Annotated in this window: 17 protein-coding genes; 5 read left to right on the forward strand and 12 right to left on the reverse strand. The window is 71.5% G+C overall.

Annotated features, from left to right (window positions below; all coding sequences use genetic code 11):
• The first annotated feature begins 31 nt into the window (after positions 1-31).
• Positions 32-745, forward strand: a complete 714-nt coding sequence (locus BMY74_RS19865) for an anti-sigma factor (RefSeq protein ID WP_143091644.1) — start codon at positions 32-34, stop codon at positions 743-745.
• A 44-nt stretch (positions 746-789) separates the two neighbouring features.
• Positions 790-1173, forward strand: coding sequence for an NAD-binding protein (locus BMY74_RS45125; RefSeq protein WP_177229829.1), 384 nt, complete (start codon positions 790-792; stop codon positions 1171-1173).
• A gap of 62 nt (positions 1174-1235) precedes the next feature.
• Here BMY74_RS45125 and BMY74_RS19875 read toward each other — a convergent pair whose 3' ends face one another.
• Both BMY74_RS19875 and BMY74_RS19880 read right to left on the reverse strand, forming a co-directional pair.
• Positions 1236-1892, reverse strand: coding sequence for a fasciclin domain-containing protein (locus BMY74_RS19875; RefSeq protein ID WP_089918043.1), 657 nt, complete (start codon positions 1890-1892; stop codon positions 1236-1238).
• An 83-nt stretch (positions 1893-1975) separates the two neighbouring features.
• Positions 1976-3478: a molybdopterin-dependent oxidoreductase gene (locus tag BMY74_RS19880; RefSeq protein ID WP_089918044.1), complete on the reverse strand. Its 1503-nt coding sequence runs from the start codon at positions 3476-3478 to the stop codon at positions 1976-1978.
• 83 nt (positions 3479-3561) lie between these two features.
• On the opposite strand from BMY74_RS19880, the gene BMY74_RS19885 reads away from it, so the two are divergent.
• A complete protein-coding gene (locus BMY74_RS19885) occupies positions 3562-4452 on the forward strand; it encodes an SMP-30/gluconolactonase/LRE family protein (RefSeq protein WP_089918311.1) in 891 nt (296 codons plus the stop codon).
• Here BMY74_RS19885 and BMY74_RS46665 read toward each other — a convergent pair.
• Positions 4449-6479, reverse strand: a complete 2031-nt coding sequence (locus tag BMY74_RS46665; protein ID WP_089918046.1) for a serine/threonine-protein kinase — start codon at positions 6477-6479, stop codon at positions 4449-4451. The two genes, BMY74_RS19885 and BMY74_RS46665, sit on opposite strands and share 4 nt — an antisense overlap.
• Before the next feature lie 209 nt (positions 6480-6688).
• Between BMY74_RS46665 and BMY74_RS19895 the strand changes: the two genes are divergently transcribed.
• Complete coding sequence (locus BMY74_RS19895) at positions 6689-7120, forward strand: MarR family winged helix-turn-helix transcriptional regulator (protein WP_089918047.1); 432 nt, start codon at positions 6689-6691, stop codon at positions 7118-7120.
• A gap of 3 nt (positions 7121-7123) precedes the next feature.
• Here the strand turns inward: BMY74_RS19895 and BMY74_RS19900 are convergent, their stop codons facing one another.
• The 9 genes from BMY74_RS19900 to BMY74_RS19940 all read right to left on the reverse strand — a co-directional run bounded on the left by BMY74_RS19900 (position 7124) and on the right by BMY74_RS19940 (position 16248).
• On the reverse strand, positions 7124-7405 hold the full coding sequence (locus BMY74_RS19900; RefSeq protein ID WP_089918049.1) for a LuxR C-terminal-related transcriptional regulator: 282 nt from the start codon (positions 7403-7405) through the stop codon (positions 7124-7126).
• A 168-nt stretch (positions 7406-7573) separates the two neighbouring features.
• The gene (locus BMY74_RS19905; RefSeq protein ID WP_089918051.1) at positions 7574-8794 is read right to left on the reverse strand and encodes an ROK family transcriptional regulator; all 1221 of its coding nucleotides are present in this window, start codon (positions 8792-8794) and stop codon (positions 7574-7576) included.
• 48 nt (positions 8795-8842) lie between these two features.
• Positions 8843-9850: a sugar phosphate isomerase/epimerase family protein gene (locus tag BMY74_RS19910; RefSeq protein ID WP_089918053.1), complete on the reverse strand. Its 1008-nt coding sequence runs from the start codon at positions 9848-9850 to the stop codon at positions 8843-8845.
• 15 nt (positions 9851-9865) lie between these two features.
• The gene (locus BMY74_RS19915; RefSeq protein ID WP_089918313.1) at positions 9866-11002 is read right to left on the reverse strand and encodes a Gfo/Idh/MocA family protein; all 1137 of its coding nucleotides are present in this window, start codon (positions 11000-11002) and stop codon (positions 9866-9868) included.
• A gap of 37 nt (positions 11003-11039) precedes the next feature.
• A complete protein-coding gene (locus BMY74_RS19920; RefSeq protein ID WP_089918056.1) occupies positions 11040-12068 on the reverse strand; it encodes a substrate-binding domain-containing protein in 1029 nt (342 codons plus the stop codon).
• 44 nt (positions 12069-12112) lie between these two features.
• On the reverse strand, positions 12113-13144 hold the full coding sequence (locus tag BMY74_RS19925) for an ABC transporter permease (protein ID WP_089918059.1): 1032 nt from the start codon (positions 13142-13144) through the stop codon (positions 12113-12115).
• Positions 13141-14652: a sugar ABC transporter ATP-binding protein gene (locus BMY74_RS19930; RefSeq protein WP_089918062.1), complete on the reverse strand. Its 1512-nt coding sequence runs from the start codon at positions 14650-14652 to the stop codon at positions 13141-13143. Before BMY74_RS19930 ends, BMY74_RS19925 begins: the two co-directional genes overlap by 4 nt.
• 161 nt (positions 14653-14813) lie before the next feature.
• The gene (locus BMY74_RS19935) at positions 14814-14999 is read right to left on the reverse strand and encodes a hypothetical protein (protein WP_089918064.1); all 186 of its coding nucleotides are present in this window, start codon (positions 14997-14999) and stop codon (positions 14814-14816) included.
• Between the two features lie 88 nt (positions 15000-15087).
• The gene (locus tag BMY74_RS19940; protein WP_089918066.1) at positions 15088-16248 is read right to left on the reverse strand and encodes a beta-ketoacyl synthase N-terminal-like domain-containing protein; all 1161 of its coding nucleotides are present in this window, start codon (positions 16246-16248) and stop codon (positions 15088-15090) included.
• A gap of 206 nt (positions 16249-16454) precedes the next feature.
• Between BMY74_RS19940 and BMY74_RS19945 the strand changes: the two genes are divergently transcribed.
• Complete coding sequence (locus tag BMY74_RS19945; RefSeq protein ID WP_089918067.1) at positions 16455-19214, forward strand: sensor domain-containing protein; 2760 nt, start codon at positions 16455-16457, stop codon at positions 19212-19214.
• Positions 19215-19606: the final 392 nt, after the last annotated feature.

Consider the following 19606-nt stretch of genomic DNA (forward strand, 5'->3'; position numbering starts at 1 on the left):
ACGGTTCCGAACCAGCACCGTGAACCCGGGAATGACGCGTGCGCTCGACCCGCACCTGCCGACCGGTGCTCACGCACTCGGTGCGCTGCCCGACGCCGAGCGGACGGAGTTCGAGGCCCACCTGAGCGGCTGCCCCAGCTGCACCGCCGAACTCGCCGGCCTGCAGCACACCGCCGCCCGGCTCGGCGCGGCGGTCGCCCAGGCCGTTCCCGGTGACCTCCGGCCGCGCGTGCTGGACGCCGTCCGGTTCGCACGCCAGATACCCGCGGTCACCGAGATCTCGGCGGTGTCCTCGCGGCGCCAGGGTCTGCGCCGCGCGGCCGCGCTCATCTCGGTGGCCTGCGTGGCCGCCGCGGTCGTGGCCGGCACGTACGGCGCGTTGTCGACGTCGACGGTCACGCCGGTGGCCACCGCTCCGCGCACCCGTGTCGGCGACCTGCTGGCGGCGCCAGACCTGCGACTCGTCGCCGGGCGGTCCCGGGGCACGGTGGCGATGTCGAGCAGCCGGGACGAGATGCTCTTCCTGGCGGAGCACCTGCCCCCGCTGCCGCGCGGCCGGGTCTACCAGCTGTGGCTGGTGGACGGCCACGGACCGCGGTCGGCGGGCACGAGTCAGGCCGGTGCCGTGATCTCGCTGCTGACCAGCGGTGTCAACGGTGCGACCGAGGCGCTTCTCACGGTCGAGCCGGTCGGTGGGTCACCCGGTCCGACGGGGTCACCGGTCGTGAGCGTCGACCTTCACTGAATCGGACGCCAATCCGTTTCCAGGCGGGCGCCGAATCACCGGTCGTGACTGATCACATCCTCGTCATCGGCTACGGCGACGCCGGGCGCCGTGCCGTCAACGCCGTGCTGGAGGCCCAGCCGGACGCGCGGCTGACCGTGCTGGACACCGACTTCGTCGCGGCCGCCGAGGCCGCGGCCAACGGCGCGACCGCGGTGGTCGGGGACGGGCGGGACAGATGCGCCCTCGACGAAGCCGCCGCCGACCTCGCCGACCGGGTCGTCATCGCCGTGCCGGACGACCTCAACGCGTTCCTGATCACCCGAGCGCTGCGGCCGGTCAACCCCGACACCGTGGTCGTGGTCGTCATCCGGGAACCGGAGAACCACGCCATCTTCTCGTCCGAAGGCACGCTGACGGTCCACATGGGACAGCTCGGCGATCGCTAGAACTCCGGGAACCACGCCGTGTGCGTGGTCCCCGGAGCCGCGATGCCGGTGCCCTGGAGATGTCAGGCGGGCATCAGCACCGAGTCGATGAGGTACACGGTGGCGTTGGCGGTCTTGACGCCGCCGCAGATCACGTTGGCGTCGTTGACCTTGATGGCGTCGCCGGAGCCGGTGACCTTCACGGTGCCGGTCTGCACGGTCTTCTGGTCGCCCGCGATCTTGTCGGGCGTGATCTGGCCGGGGACGACGTGGTAGGTCAGGATCTTGGTGAGCAGCGCGTCGTCGGTCTTGAGGGTCTCGATGGTCGCGGCGTCGATCTTGGCGAACGCGGAGTCGACCGGCGCGAACACGGTGAACTCGCCGCCGTTCAACGTCGAGACCAGGTTGACCTTCGGGTTCAGCTTGCCAGACACCGCGCTGACGAGCGTGGTGAGCAGCGGGTTGTTGCTCGCGGCGGTGGCGACCGGGTCGGCGGCCATGCCGCTCACGGAACCGGCACCGGACGGGACCTGCTTCGCGTAGTCGGCACAGCCAGGACCCACCAGGTTCGCCGCCGGGTCCGCCATCGCGGCCGACGAGGACGGAGCCGTCGAGGTGGGTGCGGCGGAGGAGGAACTGCTGCCGCTGCTGGCCATGTCACCCGAGCCGCACGCCGCGCCGAACAGGGCGAGCGAGGCGGCGCCGAGGGCCAGGACGGTGTTGCGGACGGTCTTGTTCATGACAGGACATCTCCCAAGGGTTTTCGGGCTCTGTTGCTGGTGGTTCGATGCCGGTGCGGGAACGGATTGGTGCACTGGCACGGTCAAGAACCGGCGACCGACGTGAAGACCATCGAGTGCCAGCCGGTGGCGCCGTCCGGGATCGGGGCGGCGCGCTCGTTGGTCTGCGTGTAGCCCTTGCGGTCGGTGGCACGGCATTCCACGGTGTGGTTGCCTTCCTTCAGGTCCAGCTCGATGCGCCACATCCGCCAGGTGTCGACGTTGACCTCGGTGCTGAGCGTCGCCTCCTGCCACGGGCCGCCGTCGACGCGGACCTCGACGCGGTCGATGCCGACGTGCTGCGCCCACGCGATTCCCGCGGCGACGAACTTGCCCGCCGGCACGCGTTCGAACGACTTCGGCCGGTCGATCCTCGACATGACCTTGACCGGGGCCTTCTTCCCCCAGCCGCGCTGCGCCCAGTACGGGTCGAACGCGTCGAAGGTCGTGAGTTCCGCGTCCACCAACCACTTCGTCGCGGAGACGTAGCCGTAGAGGCCGGGAACGACCATGCGGACGGGGAATCCGCGTTCGAGCGGCAGCGGTTCGCCGTTCATCCCGATGGCCAGCAAGGCGTTCGAGCCGGGCGCCATGATCGACTCGACCGGCGTGCCGCACGTCCAGCCGTCCACGCTGCGCGTCGCGAGCTGGTCGGCACCGGGGCGCACCCCCGCGTCGCGCAACAGGTCGGGCAGCGAGACGCCGATGAAGTTCGAGGTGGAGATGTACGGCCCGCCGACCTCGTTGGACACGCACACCAGCGTGATGGTCTTCTCCACCAGCGGACGCCGCAGCAGGTCGTCGTAGGTGAGCACCATTTCGTTGTCCACCATGCCGTGCACGCGCAGGCGCCAGTCCTCCGCCCGCAGGCGGGGGATGCTGAGCGCGGTGTCGACGCGGTAGAACTTCTCGTTCGGTGTCAGGAAGGTCGGCGTTCCCTCGCGGGAGAAGTCGGCGCCGAACGGGATCTCCGGCGCCTTGTCCCGCGGCCGCAACGTGATGCCGCGCCGCGACGCCTCGACGTCCACCCGTCCGGCGAGGAACTGCCCCGCCACCGCCGAGACCCCGGCCCCCGCGGCGATCGCGGCCGTGGTCAGCAGGAACTTCCGCCTGCCCGGCACCTCGGCGGGCGCGAGCGACCACAGCCAGCGGAAGACCACGACACCGGCCACGAGGCTCGCGATCGGGGCGATCACCGACCACCCGGTCGTGGTCGGCCTGGCCAGCACCGCCGCGATCCCGAGCAGCCCGAGCACCCCGGCGAGCGCGGTGCCGGGCCACGGGCTGCGGCGCGACAGCAGTCCCGCCACCACGCCGAGCACCGCGAGCACGACGGCCATGCCGCCCAGCAGCACCACCTTGTCGTTCTCGCCGAACGTGCGGATGGCGAAGTCCTTGACCGGGTGCGGGGTCAGGTCGATCGCCGTGTTGCCGACCGCGAGGAACGGTGACGCCAGCGGGCTCACCAGGCCCGCGACGAGGTGTCCCGCCGCCAGCGCCGCGGCCACCGCCACCAGGCCGATGAGAACGGATCGTGTTGCCTTCACGCGAGTGGTTCGAAACGATCCCCTGACCGGATTGGCGTTACTCGTGAATCCGGCGGATCGGGTGACGGCTTCCGGGAGTGGTCATGGACGAGGTCAAGGCGGAGTTCGTCGTCCTGGACGAGCGGTTCGCGCGTGTCAACGGCGACGAGTGGATCCAGCGCCTGCACACCGGCTGCCGGTGGACGGAGGGCCCCGCGTACTTCCCCGCCGGCCGCTACCTGGTGTTCAGCGACATCCCGAACGACCGCGTGCTGCGCTGGGACGAGACCACCGGCGTCGTCGGCGTCTTCCGCGACCCGGCCGGATTCCACAACGGACACACGGTCGACCGGCAGGGCAGGCTCGTCAGCTGCGAGCACGGCAACCGGCGCGTGACCCGCACCGAGCACGACGGCTCGACCACCGTCATCGCGGAGACTTTCCAGGGCAAGAGGTTCAACAGCCCCAACGACGTCGTCGAGTCGTCGGACGGCGCGATCTGGTTCACCGACCCCAGCTACGGCATCGACAGCGACTACGAGGGACACCAGGCTCCCAGCGAGATCGGCGGGTGCCACGTCTACCGCGCCGACCCGTCCGACGGTGCGGTGACGGTCGTGGCGGACGACTTCGACCGCCCGAACGGCCTCGCGTTCTCCCTGGACGAGTCACTGCTGTACGTCACCGACACGGGCGCGGACCCCAGCCACATCAGGGTCTTCCGGGTCTCCGGGGGCACGCTCACCGGCGGTGAGGTCTTCGCCGTCGCCGACAACGGCGGCTACGACGGCATCCGCGTCGACGCGACCGGGCGTCTCTGGGCCGCGGCGCACGACGGCCTGCACTGCTTCGCGCCGGACGGCACCCGCATCGGCAAGCTGCGGATACCCGAGGTCTGCTCCAACCTGACCTTCGGCGGACCGCGGCGCAACGACCTGTTCATCACCGCGTCGAGCTCGGTGTACGCGCTGCGGGTGAACTTCACGGGTCCCTAGTTGGAGTTCGACAGGATCATCGAGTTCCACCACAGGTCGAGCTTGTCGAGGACGTTGATGTCGCCAGGCCTCTTCAACACGCCGATCGTGAGCGTCTTGCTGTCGACCCACCACACCTGGGCGTTGCCGTCGGCGATGAAGCACGTGGTGAACTCGCCGGGCAACGGCCCGGCGGTGTTGCGGTAGTAGAGCGCGTAGTGGATGACGTCGACCTTGGGCCGGCACCCGCCGCGGTCGTCCATGCGCGGAATCCCCCGGCTCGTCACCAGACCCAGGAAGTACGCGTCCTGCGCCGCCCGGTCGGCGAACAGCCGGAACTCGGACTCGGCCGGTTTCGCGTAGATGTCGTCGTCGGGACCGTTCGCCCTGGTGCACCGGACGGCGGCGACCGGCCCGTTGTCGGGCTTGACGGGCACGCAGGAGTTGACGGCGGTCTTGAAGACGCCCGGCAGCGCGGCCAGCAACGCGTCGTCCTGCGGCGACCGGGTCGTGGTGGTGGTCGGCGGCGCGCTCGACGTGCTCGACGTGCTGGACGGGGTGGTCGTGGTGCTGGTCGAGGTGCCGGAGCCGAGGGTGTTCTCGCGGTTGCCGATGATCAGGGCGGTGGCGACGATCCCGGCCACGACCGCGATGACGCCGCCGACGAGGGCCGCGCGCCTGGCCGGGGAGGTGGTGCGGGGGCGGTTCGGCGGGTAGGGCTGGGGGTGCACGGGCTGGGGGCCGGTGTGGAAGGGCGGCGGTCCCTGCTGGGGTGTGGTCGGCCTCGGGAACTGCGCGGAGCCGAGCGGACCCGCGGCGGCGGCCCGCGGCCAGCCGCCGGGTGGTGTGGCGTGCGCCGCCTGGCCGGCGGGTGGTGTCTGAGGGGTGAGGGGACGGACCTGACCGGCGTTACCAGCAGGTGCCACGCCGACGCCCGGTGCGCCAGGCCCGCCGTGCGCCACAGCGGCGCCCGGAGCTGCCTGCCCACCCACGACCGCAGCGGCACCAGACGCGGGCTGCCCACCCGCTGCCCCTGCGGCACCCGGCATGGGCTGCCCACCCGCTGCCCCTGCGCCACCAGGCATGGGCTGCCCACCCGGCGGCGTCGCGGGACCAGCCGGTCCCGCCGCCCCACCCGGCGGCGTCGCAGGCCCGGCCACTCCGGCCACCCCGGCCGGCGGCGTTGCGGGGCCGACCAGCCCCGCCCCGGCCATCCCCACGGCCGCAGCCGACCCCGTCAGCGCCTGAGCCGCAGCCCGGGCGAACTCCCCCGCACTCGCGTACCGGTCGTCCGGGCTCTTCGCCATGCCCTTCGCGATCACGCCGTCCAGCGCCGGCGGCACGGAGGGGTTCAGCGGCGACGCCTTGGGCGGCTCCTCCTTCATGTGCGCCCAGATCTGGGCGGCGGTGCCCTCCGCGGTGAACGGGCGGCGGCCCGCCAGGCACGCGAACAGGACGCAGGCCAGGGCGTACACGTCGGCGCGGCCGTCGACCGGGCCGCTCTCGAAGCGTTCCGGGGCCATGTAGTCGAGGGTGCCGACCACCGAACCCGAGGCGGTCAGGCTGGTGGCGGCCGGGGAGGAGCTGCGGGCGATGCCGAAGTCGACCAGGTACACGAAGTCGCCGGCGGCCACGAGGATGTTGGACGGCTTGACGTCGCGGTGCACGAGGCCGTCGGCGTGGGCGGCGTCGAGGGCGCTCGCCACCTGCTCGACGATGCGGACGGCTCGCGCCGGGTCGAGGGTCCGGCCGTTGATCAGGTCCGACAGGTCGGAGCCCTCGACCAGGCGCATGTCGAGGTAGAGGCGGTCGTCGATCTCGCCGTAGGCGTGGATCGGGATGACGTGCGGCTCGCGCAGCCGTGCGACGATCCGCGCCTCGCGGCGGAAGCGGGCCCGGTAGTCCTCGTCGTCGTGGTAGCCGGGCGAGAGGCGTTTGAGCGCCACGATGCGGTCGTGCGTCGTGTCGTAGGCCCGGTGCACCTCGCCCATCCCGCCGCGACCGAGGAGTTCCTCGATCCGGTACGGCCCGAACGTCTCTTCCGTCATCGTCTCCGTGTCCCGAGCGCGTTGTCCCGTTCGAACCGACGCGTGCCGACGGCTGCTGGTTCCGCCGGATGCACGTGTCGACAGCCTACAAATCCCGCGGTCGGACGGTGTGCGGAAGCCGGTCGAAAGCACTGCCAATGCGGTGACGGTTCCGGCACGTGCGGCGACATAAGGATGCTTATCTAAGCATCGTTGGTTAAGCTGGTGCCGTGAAGCACCACCCAGCCGAAGTCGGACTCGCCGTGAAGCGCCTCCAGCACCGCCACCACCGGGCGATGAGCCAGGCGCTCGCCCCGCTCGGGCTGTCCCTCGTGCAATGGGACACCCTGCGCCACCTGCAGCGCCAGCCCGATGCCTCACTGCACGACCTCGCCGTGCTGACGTTCCAGACCGACCAGTCGTTCGGGTCGCTGGCGGTGCGCATGGCCGAGCGCGGGCTCATCGAACGGGTCCCCGGCCCCGGCCGGGCGGTGCGGCACCGGCTCACCGAGGAGGGCGCCCGGCTGCTGAACGAGGGTCAGGTGCTCGCGGAACGGGTCGTGCGGTCGTCGTTCAGCGCGCTGACGGCCGAGCAGCTCGACCAGCTCGGCGACCTGCTGGACCTCGCACTCGGGAACGACCCCGTGGCGGACGAGGACTGACCCTCACTCCACCGCGAGCCACTCCAGCTCCGCCGCCAGCACCCCGAGCTGGAACCGCGACTGCACGCCGAGCATCGACTGCAGGCGTGCGATGCGCCGGTTCAGCGTGCGCAGGCTGACGTCCAGCTCACGGGCGATCGCGCGGTCGGTCGCGCCGGTGCGCATGAGCCGCAGCAGGTGCTGCGTCGCCACCGTGGGCTCGCTGCCCACGGAGACCGCGTGATCTGCGCTGGGACGCGGCGCCGGGACCGAGGCCACTCCCAATGTCGTGCGGGTCACAGCCATATGACGACGGTATGTCCGACTATTGGCGGCAGTCAATCAAAAGTCGGGCACGTTGAGGTCACAAAGCCCGTGACTTACGGATGTGCCCCGCCGTTACTGCGAGACAGACGCGCGAAGGCCCCCGTGCGCACCGCACGAGGGCCTTCGAGAAGCTCTGACCAAGCACGCCTACGTCGCGTGCGACGACACCATCTCTCCTGCGGAAACACCGGCGGCGACGGCGCCCAGCCGTGCGTCCAGGACCTCCGGCGACAGCACGTGCCGCACCACCATTGCCGCCGCGCCCAGCGCCCCGGCCGTGACCCCGGCGCCCGACGCGACGATCCGCAGGTTCTCCGTGGCCAGGGGCAGCGAACGGCGGTAGATCGACTCGCGCACGCCCGCCAGCAGCATCTCCCCCGCCTCCGCCAGCAGCCCGCCGATGACGACGAGCGACGGGTTGAACATGCTCACGCAGCCGGCGAGCACCTCGCCGATGTCCCTGCCCGCCTGCCGCACGACGCGGCCGGCCTCGAGGTTCCCCGACCGGACCAGGTTGACGACGTCGGCCGTCGAGTGCGCGGGGTGGCCGAGGCCGCGCAGCTTCGCCGCGAGGGCGGGACCGGCGGCGACCGCCTCCAGGCACTCGGTGTTGCCGCACCGGCACAGCACCTCGGCCCCCTGGGGCACGCGGATGTGCCCGAGGTCGCCCGCCGCGCCCGCGGCACCGCGGTGCAGGACGCCGTTGCTGATCAGACCCGCGCCGATGCCGGTGGCGGCCTTCACGACGATCATGTGCCGCACGTCCGGGTGCGAGGCCGTGTGCTCGCCCAGCGCCATCAGGTTGACCTCGTTGTCGACGAGCACGGGCACGCCGAACTCCGCCTCGATCGCCGCGGGCACGTCGAACCCGTCCCAGCCCGGCATGATCGGCGGGTTGTTCGGGCGGCCCGTGGAGTGCTCGACCGGGCCGGGCAGGCCGATGCCGACGCCCGCGATCTCCGCGGGTTCGACCACCGGCAGCATCGAGCGCCAGGTCGCGACGAGCAGCGGCAGGATCACCTCGGGCCCATCCGCCACGTCCAGCTCGACCTGTTCGACGGAGAGCAGCCGGCACGCCAGGTCCGACACGGCGACCGTGGCGTGCGTGGCGCCCACCTCGGCGGCCAGCACGAGGTGGGCGGTGGGGTTGAACCCGAAGCGGCCCGCGGGACGCCCGCCAGTGGACTCCCCCGTGCCGCTGTCGCTCACCAGCCCGGCGGCCACGAGCAGGTCCAGCCTGGCGCGCACCGTGGACCGGGCGAGGCCGGTCGCGGCCACGATCTCCGCTCGGGTGCGCGGGCTGCCGTCCATCAACAAGCGCAGCACAGCGGCCGGCGATCCCGCCTCGACACCCAAGGTGCTCTCCATCGAACAATTGTCACATCGGTTCCAAAAGGCCGTGCACAACGGCCGGTGTCAGCCGCCCGAGCTGAACGCGGCGTCGAACGAGGCCGACGGCGGGTCGAAGGCGTTGCGGCGGATGAACTCGATGGCCTCGGGCGCCCCGACGAGCCGGTCCATGCCCGCGTCCTCCCACTCGACGCTGATGGGCCCGGTGTAGCCGATCGTGTTGAGCATCCGGAACGACTGCTCCCACGGCACGTCACCACGTCCGGTGGAGACGAAGTCCCAGCCGCGCCGCGGGTCCGCCCACGCCAGGTGCGAGCCCATCCGGCCGTTGCGGCCGTTGCCGACCTGACGGCGGGCGTCCTTGCAGTCGACGTGGTAGATCCGGTCGCGGAAGTCCCACAGGAACCCGACCGGGTCGAGGTCCTGCCACACGAAGTGCGACGGGTCCCAGTTGAGGCCGAACGCGGGCCGGTGCCCGATGGCCTCCAACGCGCGCACGGTCGTCCAGTAGTCGTAGGCGATCTCGGACGGGTGCACCTCGTGCGCGAACCGGACGCCGACCTCGTCGAACACGTCGAGGATCGGGTTCCAGCGGTCGGCGAAGTCCTGGTACCCGGCGTCGATCATCGACTGGGGCGCGGGCGGGAACATGGCGACGGTCTTCCAGATCGACGAGCCGGTGAAGCCGACGACGGTGTCGACGCCCAACCGAGCCGCCGCCCGCGCGGTCGCCTTCATCTCCTCGGCCGCGCGCTGCCGCACGCCCTCCGGGTCCCCGTCACCCCAGTTGCGGGCGGACAGGATGCCCTGGTGCCGCTCGTCGATCGGGTCGTCGCAGACGGCCTGGCCGGTGAGGTGGTTGGAGATCGTCCACACCTTCAGGTCGTGCTTGGCGAGGATCGCGAGCCGGTCCGCGACGTAGTCGTCGTCCTCCGCCGCGCGCCACGGGTCGAGGTGGTCGCCCCAGCAGGCGATCTCCAGGCCGTCGTAGCCCCAGCCCGAGGCCAGGCGGCAGACCTCCTCGAACGGCAGGTCGGCCCACTGGCCCGTGAACAACGTGATCGGACGTGCCATCTCCCTGATCCTCCCTCAGACCTGCTGCCACGTGCCGGACGACGCGCTGCCCTCGACGGCCGCGAGGACGCGCTGCACCTGGAGCCCGTCGGCGAACGTCGGCGTGGGGTCGGTGCCCTCCGCGATCGCCCGCACGAGGTCGACGGCCTGGTGCGTGAACGCGTGCTCGTAACCCAGCCCGTGCCCGGCGGGCCACCAGGCGCCGACGTACGGGTGCTGCGGTTCGGTGACGAGGATCCGGCGGAACCCCGACACCGCCGGATCCTCCGTGCCGTCGAAGAACTCCAGCACGTTCATGTCCTCGAAGTCGAACGCGAGGCTGCCCGCCGAGCCGTTGACCTCGATGCGCAGCGCGTTCTTGCGGCCGTTGGCGAACCGCGTGGCCTCGAACGAGCCGAGCGCGCCGGAACCGAAGCGCGCCAGGAACAGCGCGGCGTCGTCCACGGTGACCGGCCCGGTCTCGTCGGAGGCCGTCCCGGACAGTCCGGAGTGGCTGGTCGCGAGCGGACGCTCCGGCACGAACGTCACGAGCGTCCCCATCACCTCGCTGATGGTGTCACCGAGGATGAACTGGGTCGCGTCGACGATGTGCGCGCCGATGTCGCCCAGCGCGCCGGACCCGGCCTTGTCCTTGTCGAGCCGCCAGGACAGCGGCGCGGCCGGGTCGACGATCCAGTCCTGCAGGTACTGCGCGCGGACGTGGTGGATCCGCCCGAGCCTGCCCTGCGCGACCAGGTCGCGGGCGAGGCCCAGGGCGGGCACCCTGCGGTAGCTGAACCCGACCATCGCGCGCACACCGCGTTCGGCGGCGCGGGAGGCGGCCTCGGCCATGGCGACCGCTTCGTCGACGCTGTTGGCCATCGGCTTCTCGCACAGCACGTGCTTGCCCGCCTCCAGGGCGGCGACCGCGATCTCGGCGTGCGTGTCGCCCGGCGTGCAGATGTCCACCACGTGCACGTCGTCGCGGTCCAGCACGGACTTCCAGTCGGTCGTCGAGTCCGCCCAGCCGAGGCGTTCGGCGGCCGCCCGGGTCCGGTCGGCGTCGCGGCCGGCCAGCACGGACATCACCGGGTGCACGGGGAGGTCGAAGAAGCGCGGCGCGACCCGCCACGCCTGGGAGTGCGCGGCTCCCATGAAGGCGTGGCCGATCATCGCGATGCCCAACGGCGTCGTCGTCACGTGATCTCTCCTAGGACTCGAAGGCGGTCGGCAGGTAGCGGTCGACGTTGTCCTTCGTCACGACCGGGGCGTACAGCTGCACCTGGCGCGGGATCTCCACCTCGACGAGGTCGCCGAGGCTCTTCTCCTGCACCGCGAGCCGGGCGAGCCGGATGCCGTCCGCGCCCTGGGTGGACGGGTAGATGACGGTCGCCTTGTGCGGGCCGTTGTCCGCCTTGATCTCGCGCATGACGTTCGCCGATCCGGCGCCGCCGACCATGAAGAACTCGCTGCGGCCGGAGTTCTTGATGGCGGCCGTGACGCCGACGCCCTGGTCGTCGTCGTGGTTCCACAGCGCGTCGATCTTCGGTGCGGCCTGCAGCAGGTTGGCGGCGGCCCGCTCCCCGCTCTCGACGGTGAACTCGGCGGCGACGCGGTTGTTGACCTTCAACCCGCAGCCCGCGAGCGCCTCGGCGAAGCCCTTGCTGCGGTCCTGGGTGAGCGGCAGCGAGTCGATGCCGGCGATCTCCGCGACCACGGAGCCCGGCTTGTCCTTGAGCCGCTCGCAGACGTACGTGCCGGCGGAGACGCCCATGCCGTAGTTGTCGCCCAGCACCGTGGACCGCGCGGCGAACGGGCTGTCGAACTGGCGGTCGACGTTGATCACGGTGATGCCGGCCTTCATGGCCTTCAACGCGACCGGGGTGAGCGCGGCGCCGTCGAACGGCAGCAGGACGATCGCGTTCACCTTGTCGTTGATGAACGTCTCGACCTGGCTGATCTGGAGGTTGACGTCGTTGGTGCCCTCGACGACGCGCAGCTCGACGTCGGAGTACTTGCCGGCCTCGGCCTTGGCGGCGTTGGTGATCGCGGCCATCCAGCCGTGGTCGGCGGCCGGGGCGGAGAAGCCGATGACGACCTTCTTGCCCGGCTCGTCGTTGGCGACCTTCACCCCGCCGCCCTGGTTGCCGCCGCCCTGGGGCTCGGGCGTGTTGCCGGTGCAGGCGGTGAGGACGAGTGCGGACGCTGCGGCCAGCACAGCGATTCTCTTGAACTGCATGGGTTTCTTGTCTCCTCGGGTGGCAGCGGTCGTGAGGTGCGGCGTCAAGCGCCGCTGCGTCGGGCGAGCCGCTGCTGCAGGAGGACGGCGACGACGATGATCGCCCCCTTCGCGACGGCCTGGGCGGAGATGGAGAGGTTGTTGAGCGTGAAGACGTTCGACAGCGTGGTGAAGATCAGGACGCCGAAGACGGTGCCCGCGATCGTGCCGCGACCGCCGGAGAGCAACGTGCCGCCGATGACCACCGCGGCGATCGCGTCCAGCTCGTACAGACCGCCGTGGGTGGCGCTCCCGGTGGTGGTGCGGGCGATGAGCATCACGGCGGCCAGGCCGCAGCACAGGCCGAGGAGCGTGTAGAGCATCACGGTGTGGCGCCGCACGTCGATGCCGGCGAGGCGCGCGGCCTCCGGGTTGCCGCCGACCGCGAACGTGCGGCGCCCGAACGTGGTGCGGTTGAGCAGCACCCACCCGCCGGCCGCGACCACCGCGAAGATCACCACGAGCACCGGTACCCCCAGCACCGATGCGTCGAAGAACGCGGTGAAGCCGGGCACGTTCACGATCTGCGTCTTGCGGTTGGAGATGATCTCGGCGAGGCCGCGGGCGGCGGCGAGGCTCGCCAGGGTCGCGATGAACGCCACGACCCTGCCGTAGGCGATGAGCGCTCCGTTGACCAGGCCGCACGCACCACCCACCAGCAGTGCGGTGAACACGATGACGATCCAGTGCGTGTCGTTCGCGATGCCTTGCGTGGCGAGCGTTGTGGCCCACACCGAGGACAGCGCGACGATCGCGCCGACCGACAGGTCGATGCCACCGCCGGTGATCACGAACGTCATGCCGACGCTCACGACACCGATCACCGCGGCGAGCCGCAGGATGGTGAGCACGTTGTCGACGTCGGCGAACCGGTCGCCCGCGGTGACCACCCCGCCCAGGCACAACAGCACCAGGGCGACGACGAGGCCGGTGTTGCGCCCGGCCGCGGAGCCGAGCAGGGCCTTGATCCCGGACTCCTTGGCGGGCGGTGCTTTCAGGGTCTGCTGCGCGGGCACGGCGGCGGTGTCCTCGCTCATGCGGCGTGTCCTTCCATGACCAGGTCGAGGACCCGGGACTCGTCGATCTCGTCGGCAGGGCCGTCGTGGACCACCCGGCCCTCGCGCACCACCAGGACCCGGTCGGCCAGCCCCAGGACCTCCTCGACGTCGCTCGACACGACGACCACGGCGACGCCGGAGTCCGCGAGCGCGCGGACCAGTTCGTAGATCTCGCTGCGGGCGCCCACGTCGACGCCGCGGGTGGGTTCGTCGAGCAGCAGCACGCGGCACTCGCGCAGCAGCCACCGCGCGAGCACGACCTTCTGCTGGTTGCCGCCGGACAGCCCGCGCACCACGCGGTCGACGCCGGCGGGCCGGACGTCCAGCGACTCGGTCAGGGTGGTGGCACGGGCGCGTTCGGCCCGGTCGTCGAGGAAGCCGAACCTCGCGAACGACGACATCGACGAGACGGTGATGTTGCGATACACGGCCTCGTCGAGCAGCAGCCCCTGGCTCTTGCGCTCCTCCGGGCACAGCCCCATCCCGGCGCGCACGGCCGCGCCGACGCTGCCCCGGCGCAGCTTCCTGCCGTCGACCTCGACCGTGCCCCCGGCCGCTTTCCGCGCGCCGTAGACGGTTTCCAGGATCTCGGACCGGCCGGAGCCCACGAGCCCGGCGAGGCCGACGACCTCACCCGCGTGGACCGTGAGGTCCACCGGGTCGAAGTCGCCGTCGGTCAGCCCGCGCACCCGCAGCACCTCGGGCGCGGCCGGGTCGACCGGTTTCCGTTGCGGGAACACGTTGTCCAGCACGCGGCCGGTCATCAACGCGATCAGGTCCGGCGTCTTGACCTCGCGCGCGGGCAGGCCCGTCGCGACGGTGCGGCCGTCCTTGAGGACGGTCACCCGGTCGCCGATCTCCCTGATCTCGGCCAGCCGGTGCGAGATGTAGATCACCGCCACCCCCTGGGCGGTGAGCTCCCTGATGATCCCGAACAGCACGCGCACCTCGTCCGGGTCCAGCACGGCCGACGGCTCGTCCATGATCAGCAGCTGCCCGTCGAGCGACAGCGCCCGCGCCATGCTGACGACCTGCTGGTGCGCCACGGACAACCGGCCGACGTCGCGGTCGGGCGAGATCTCCGGGTGCCCCAGCCTCTTCAGCAGCTCGCGCGTTCTGCGCCGCGCGTCCGACCGCCGGGTGAAGCCCGCCGTGGACAGTTCGTGGCCGAGGAACACGTTGTCCGCCACCGACAGTCCCGACACGAGGTCGAGCTCCTGGTAGATGGCGGCCACACCGCTGCGCATCGCGGCGGTCGGGTTGCCGAACGACACGACCTCGCCGCGCCAGCGGATCTCGCCCTCGTCCGGCCGGTGCGCGCCGGACAGGACCTTGATCAACGTCGACTTGCCCGCGCCGTTCTGCCCGAGCAGGCAGTGCACCTCGCCCGCGCGGACGTCGAAGTCCACACCTCCCAGGGCCGTCACGCCGGGAAAGCGCTTCACCACGCCCCGGACCGACAGCAGTGTCGCGTCCGTGCTCGTCATTGAGTCCTCCGAGGCCCGGCAACCGTTGTGCCGGAAGGCAATTCGGGCTTGAGGACTGCAAAGCTAATTTGGGCCGACCGTCCGGACAAGGTGGCCGGGGTGGCACATATCGGCCATCTTTTGCCTTGACCGGGAGCCGGTCGTGGGCATGAGTGCGCCGGTCAGCGCCGGCGGCGGGTCATGACCAGAGCGGTGCCGGACAGCAGCGTCAGGACGCCGAACGCGATGCCCACCGCGGTGAGGCCGGCGAACGACGCGCCCATGTTGCCGAGCGCGAACACGGCCAGCGCGGTCCAGAGGAGGGTGCGGTTGCGGCGGGTCTTCGCGTCGATCTCGTAGTTCGTCATGGCCAGAACGCTAGTGATGACGCGGACCGCGCGAGATCCCCCCAGCTGCCGGATCGTGGGTGGAGCAGGCTCCACCCACGGCGGCACGTCACGCGGGCGGCGCGAGCACGACCACCGAGTTGTGGCCGCCCATGCCGAGCGACGACTTGATCGTGAGACCGTCCCGCATCGGCGTCGGTCCGTCGAGGAGTCGCGGGTGGCCGGACGCGACCACCGGGGGCGCCGGGATGACCCCGCTGTCGTACGCCATGGCGGTCACGGCGACCTCGATCGCCGACGCCGCGCCCTGGCAGTGCCCGGTCAGCGGCTTGACGGAGTAGATGCCGGTGTCCGGGGCGAAGAGCTGTTCGAGGACGGCGGCCTCGGCCGTGTCGCACTGGGCGGTGCCCGGTCCGTGCGCGTTGAGGTAGCGGACGTCGGCGGCGCTCACCGCCGCGTTGTCGAGGGCGTCGGTGAAGCAGGCGGTGATCTGGTCGAGCCCCGGGTCGATGGACGTCACGTGGTACGCGTCGTGCGACATCGCGCCGCCGAGCGTGAGCGCGTAGGGGTTCTTCGCGTCACGCGAAAGGACGAACGCCACCGACGCCTCGCCCATCACGAACCCCCGGCTGCCCTCCTGGAACGGGCGGCAGGCGTCGAGCGGCTCCGCGTCCACGATCGCCACGCCGAGCCGGACGAAGTGGGAGACGTTCTCGGGGGTGAGGGAGAGATCGGTCGCCACGAAGACCACGTCGTCGACGATCCCGGCGTCGAGCCACGCCTTGGCCGTGATCAGCCCGGCGTTGCCGGACGCGCACATCGCCGAGACGTTCATCGCGGGCCCGTGGAAGCCGTACTCCTGCATGAACGTGGACATGGGGGTGGACGGCATCAACGCCAGGTAGTCGTGCACGGGCAGGCGGCCACCGCGCGTGACGTAGAAGTCGCGCCACAGGTCGACCTCGCCCAGCACGACCGCGTGCAGCAGGCCGACCCGGCGGCCGGGGGTCCACCCGCGTCTGCCCGCGTCCTCGACGGCCTCCCTGGCCGCCGAGCGCATGGCCTGCGCGAACCGGCTCGGCCCGTCCGCCGGGTCACCGCCCTCGCCGACGCAGGCGGCCCAGACGGTGTCGCCGGGGAACCGGCTCAGTTCGGGGACGATCGACGCCGCGGGCTTGCCGCTGAGCAGCCCCTCCCAGAGCGACGAGCGGTTCCACCCGTACGCGCTGACCACGCCGATTCCGCAGATTCCAATACCAAGCGCGACCATATCCAGCTCCCCCCATACCGAGGGTCGACACTCATTAGAGTGAGGATAACGGTGTAAACCAACTCTCGGTAATACCGAGATCGTCCACAGTGGATCTGGCAGAGCGGGCCCTGATCATCGGCCGGTCGCGGCGACCCGATATAACCGCACACCATGTTCACGCCAGACGGATGCGGCTCCGGTGGACTGTGTAGTAGGACTTCCGGATGGTCACACCACCGCGGTCCACGGGAGACGTCGGATCGGGGAACCAGGACGTGAGCGACCTGATCGGTGATGCCGAGTTCGACCACGAGCTGCTGGTCGAGCTCGCGCTCTCGGTCGGCGCCGCCGTCGTGTGGTGGCTCGACCTCGGCACCGACCGGCTCGGCTGGAAGCCCGGCCTCGACGCCGTGATCGGCGTGCCCGGCGCCGAACAGGGCATCGTGCGCACCCGTTTGGCCGAGCTGATCGCGCCGCTGACGGTGGCCGCGAAGGCGGCCCCCGCCTGGCAGGACTTCGAGCTGGAGCAGTCCCTCGACACGCCGGTCGGCATGCGCTGGCTGCAGTTCCGCGCCCGCGTCTCGACCCACGACTCCTCACGCGCCCTGGTCGGCGTCGTCGCCGACGTGACCCGGCGGCACGTCCAGCAGCAGGAGCTCGCCGACCTGGCCGACCGCTACCGGCTGCTGGTCGACCTCGCCCCCGAGGCGATCGTCGTGCACGAGTCCGGGCTGCTCGTGTACGCGAACCCGGCGGCGGTCCAGTTCGTGCGGGCGCGCTCCGAGTCGGACCTGCTCGGACGGCCGATCACCGACTTCGTGCACCCGGACTCGGCCCCGGAGATGCTGCGGCGGATCTCGAAGCTCACCGAACCCGGCGCGACGAGCGACCCGTCCGACGCCGTGCTCGTCCGGTTCGACGGCGGCACCACCGACATCGAGTCGGTCTCGGTGCGCACGACCTGGGAGGGCAGGCCCGCGTTCCAGGTGATCATGCGGGACGTCACCGAGCAGAAGGCGGCCGCCGCGGTGCTGCGCTACCAGGCCGCCCTGGCCGAGCACGTGAGCGACGCGCTGATCGCCACCACCTCCGACGCCGTCGTGACGGCCTGGAACCGGAGCGCGGAGAAGGTCTACGGCCGGCGTGCGATCGAGGCGATCGGACGGCCCATCGCGGACGTCGTGGGCGCGCCCCTGGACCCGGTCGCGGTGCTGGAGGCGGGCGGCAGGGTCGACGCGGTGCACCGGCGCGCCGACGGCAGCGCGCTGGCGATGCGGGTGTCCGCCGCCCGGATGGACGACGGCTACGTGCTGATCTGCGCGGACGAGACCGCGCGCAGGCGGGCCGAGCACCACTTCACGGCGGTCGTCGCCGCCATCGAGGAGGGCGTGCTCGTCGTCGGCAGCACGGGCCTCGTCGAGTCCGTCAACCCCGCGGCCGAACGCATCCTCGGCGTGCGCGCGCAGGAGGTCATCGGCCAGCCCGCGTCGCTCGCCGAACTGCACGACGAGTCCGGCCAGCCCGTGCCGCAGCACGAGTACTCGTCGGCCATCACCCGCGCGACCGGCAGAGCGCAGCACGGCCGGATCCTGCGCTCGCTGCGCCCCGACGGCAGCCACGTCTGGCTGTCGCTGAGCGCCCGCGCCCTGTCCCCGGACGGCATGCTGCCGTCCGCGACGGTCGTGTCGTTCACCGACATCACCGAACGCCGCATGATCGACAGCCAACTGGAGCACGAAGCGACGCACGACGCGTTGACGGGCCTGTGCAACCGCACGGTGACGATCAACCGCCTCAGCCCCGCCGCCCGCACCCACCGGTCGGGTCTCACCGCGGTGCTGTTCATCGACCTGGACAAGTTCAAGGTCATCAACGACTCCCTCGGCCACAGCACCGGCGACGAGGTCCTGCGCGTGGTCGGCACGAGGCTGAGCCGCAGCGCCCGCCGCGGTGACGTCGTCGGCAGGCTGGGCGGCGACGAGTTCACCGTCATCGCCTACGGCGTCACCGGCCCCGACGAGGCGACCGCCCTCGCCGACCACGTGCGCGCCGAGCTCAACCGCCCGATCTCGGTGGACGGCCGCCAGCTCCACGTCGACGCGAGCGTCGGCATCGTCCTGGCCGAACCGGGCGACCCCCGCGGCGGCGCCGACCTGCTGCGCGACGCCGACCTCGCGATGTACCAGGCGAAGACGAGGGGCCGCGGCCGCATCGCGTTCTTCGACGTCGAGCTGCGCGACAGCATCCAGCGCCGCCTGCAGCTGGAACAGGACCTCCGCACCGCCCCGCTGGCCGACCAGCTCTGGCTCGCCTACCAGCCGATCGTCGACCTCCGCACCGACGAGCGCACCGCCGTCGAGGGCCTGCTGCGCTGGACGCACCCGCGCTACGGCCTCATCTCCCCCGGCGAGTTCATCGCGCTGGCCGAGGAGAGCGACCTGATCAACATCGTCGGCGCCCACATGCTCCACACCGCCACCCGCGAGATCGCCGACCTGACCCCGGGCCTCGAGCTGACGGTGAACCTGTCGGCCCGCCAGCTGGACGACCCGTGGCTCGTGTCCGCGGTCCGCCACGCCACCCACCAGGCGGGCCTGGACCCCAGCTCGCTCTGCCTGGAGATCACCGAGAGCGCTCTCACCCGCGACCCGGCCCTGGCCGCCCGCACCCTGGCCGCCCTGCGCGAACTGGGCGTGCGCCTGGCGATCGACGACTTCGGCACCGGCTACTCGTCCCTCGCCCAGCTGCTCGCCCTGCCGCTGGACACGCTCAAGATCGACCGGTCGTTCACGGCGGGGCTGGGGCGGTCCGACGAGGCGGAGGCGATCGTCACGAGCATCATCGCGATGGCGCACGCGGTGGACATGACGGTGATCGCGGAGGGAGTCGAGCAGGTCGAGCAGCTGGAGATCCTGCGGACCCTGGGGTGCGACCAGGCGCAGGGGTTCCTGCTGGGACGGCCGGTGCCGCTCGCGGACCTGTGAGAGCGGGCGCAGGGGCTGAAGTCGGCTCGGTGTGAGCCGGGTGCCGCTCGCGGACCTGTGACGGCTGGAGGCACAGGGAGCCGAGGTCGGCTCGGTGCGAGCCGGGCAGCCCGGGTCGCGGCGCCTCGCCGGCTGGTGAGCTGCGGGTCGGCGGGCACGCCCCACGCCCCACGCCCCAACAACGCTGCCACCCCCACCCCGCACCGCCTGTCTGCGGCCGAACGGTCGCCTGTGCCGGACCGCCACCACCAGTGGCGTCCCGCACGTGAGACGACTGCTCAGCGACGCGTTGTCGTTACTCGCCAAGGGCCGGCCTGCGCGCTAACAACGTTGTCTTCCCTGCCTACGTCCGGCTCAACGTCACCGCACCGGCCAACAACGGCAACACCGCG

The organism is Lentzea albida, assembly GCF_900111005.1.
GTDB classification, from domain to species: Bacteria; Actinomycetota; Actinomycetes; order Mycobacteriales; family Pseudonocardiaceae; genus Lentzea; species Lentzea albida.

Excerpts from the sequence above, each read along its gene's own strand:
- BMY74_RS19925 (WP_089918059.1), bottom strand. The coding sequence starts at position 13,144 with ATGAGCGAGGACACCGCCGCCGTGCCCGCGCAGCAGACCCTGAAAGCA.
- BMY74_RS19885 (WP_089918311.1), top strand. The coding sequence starts at position 3,562 with ATGGACGAGGTCAAGGCGGAGTTCGTCGTCCTGGACGAGCGGTTCGCG.
- BMY74_RS19900 (WP_089918049.1), bottom strand. The coding sequence starts at position 7,405 with ATGGCTGTGACCCGCACGACATTGGGAGTGGCCTCGGTCCCGGCGCCG.
- BMY74_RS19940 (WP_089918066.1), bottom strand. The coding sequence starts at position 16,248 with ATGGTCGCGCTTGGTATTGGAATCTGCGGAATCGGCGTGGTCAGCGCG.
- BMY74_RS19920 (WP_089918056.1), bottom strand. The coding sequence starts at position 12,068 with ATGCAGTTCAAGAGAATCGCTGTGCTGGCCGCAGCGTCCGCACTCGTC.
- BMY74_RS19930 (WP_089918062.1), bottom strand. The coding sequence starts at position 14,652 with ATGACGAGCACGGACGCGACACTGCTGTCGGTCCGGGGCGTGGTGAAG.
- BMY74_RS19915 (WP_089918313.1), bottom strand. The coding sequence starts at position 11,002 with ATGATCGGCCACGCCTTCATGGGAGCCGCGCACTCCCAGGCGTGGCGG.
- BMY74_RS19865 (WP_143091644.1), top strand. The coding sequence starts at position 32 with ATGACGCGTGCGCTCGACCCGCACCTGCCGACCGGTGCTCACGCACTC.
- BMY74_RS46665 (WP_089918046.1), bottom strand. The coding sequence starts at position 6,479 with ATGACGGAAGAGACGTTCGGGCCGTACCGGATCGAGGAACTCCTCGGT.
- BMY74_RS19875 (WP_089918043.1), bottom strand. The coding sequence starts at position 1,892 with ATGAACAAGACCGTCCGCAACACCGTCCTGGCCCTCGGCGCCGCCTCG.
- BMY74_RS19905 (WP_089918051.1), bottom strand. The coding sequence starts at position 8,794 with ATGGAGAGCACCTTGGGTGTCGAGGCGGGATCGCCGGCCGCTGTGCTG.
- BMY74_RS19935 (WP_089918064.1), bottom strand. The coding sequence starts at position 14,999 with ATGACGAACTACGAGATCGACGCGAAGACCCGCCGCAACCGCACCCTC.
- BMY74_RS19910 (WP_089918053.1), bottom strand. The coding sequence starts at position 9,850 with ATGGCACGTCCGATCACGTTGTTCACGGGCCAGTGGGCCGACCTGCCG.
- BMY74_RS19945 (WP_089918067.1), top strand. The coding sequence starts at position 16,455 with ATGGTCACACCACCGCGGTCCACGGGAGACGTCGGATCGGGGAACCAG.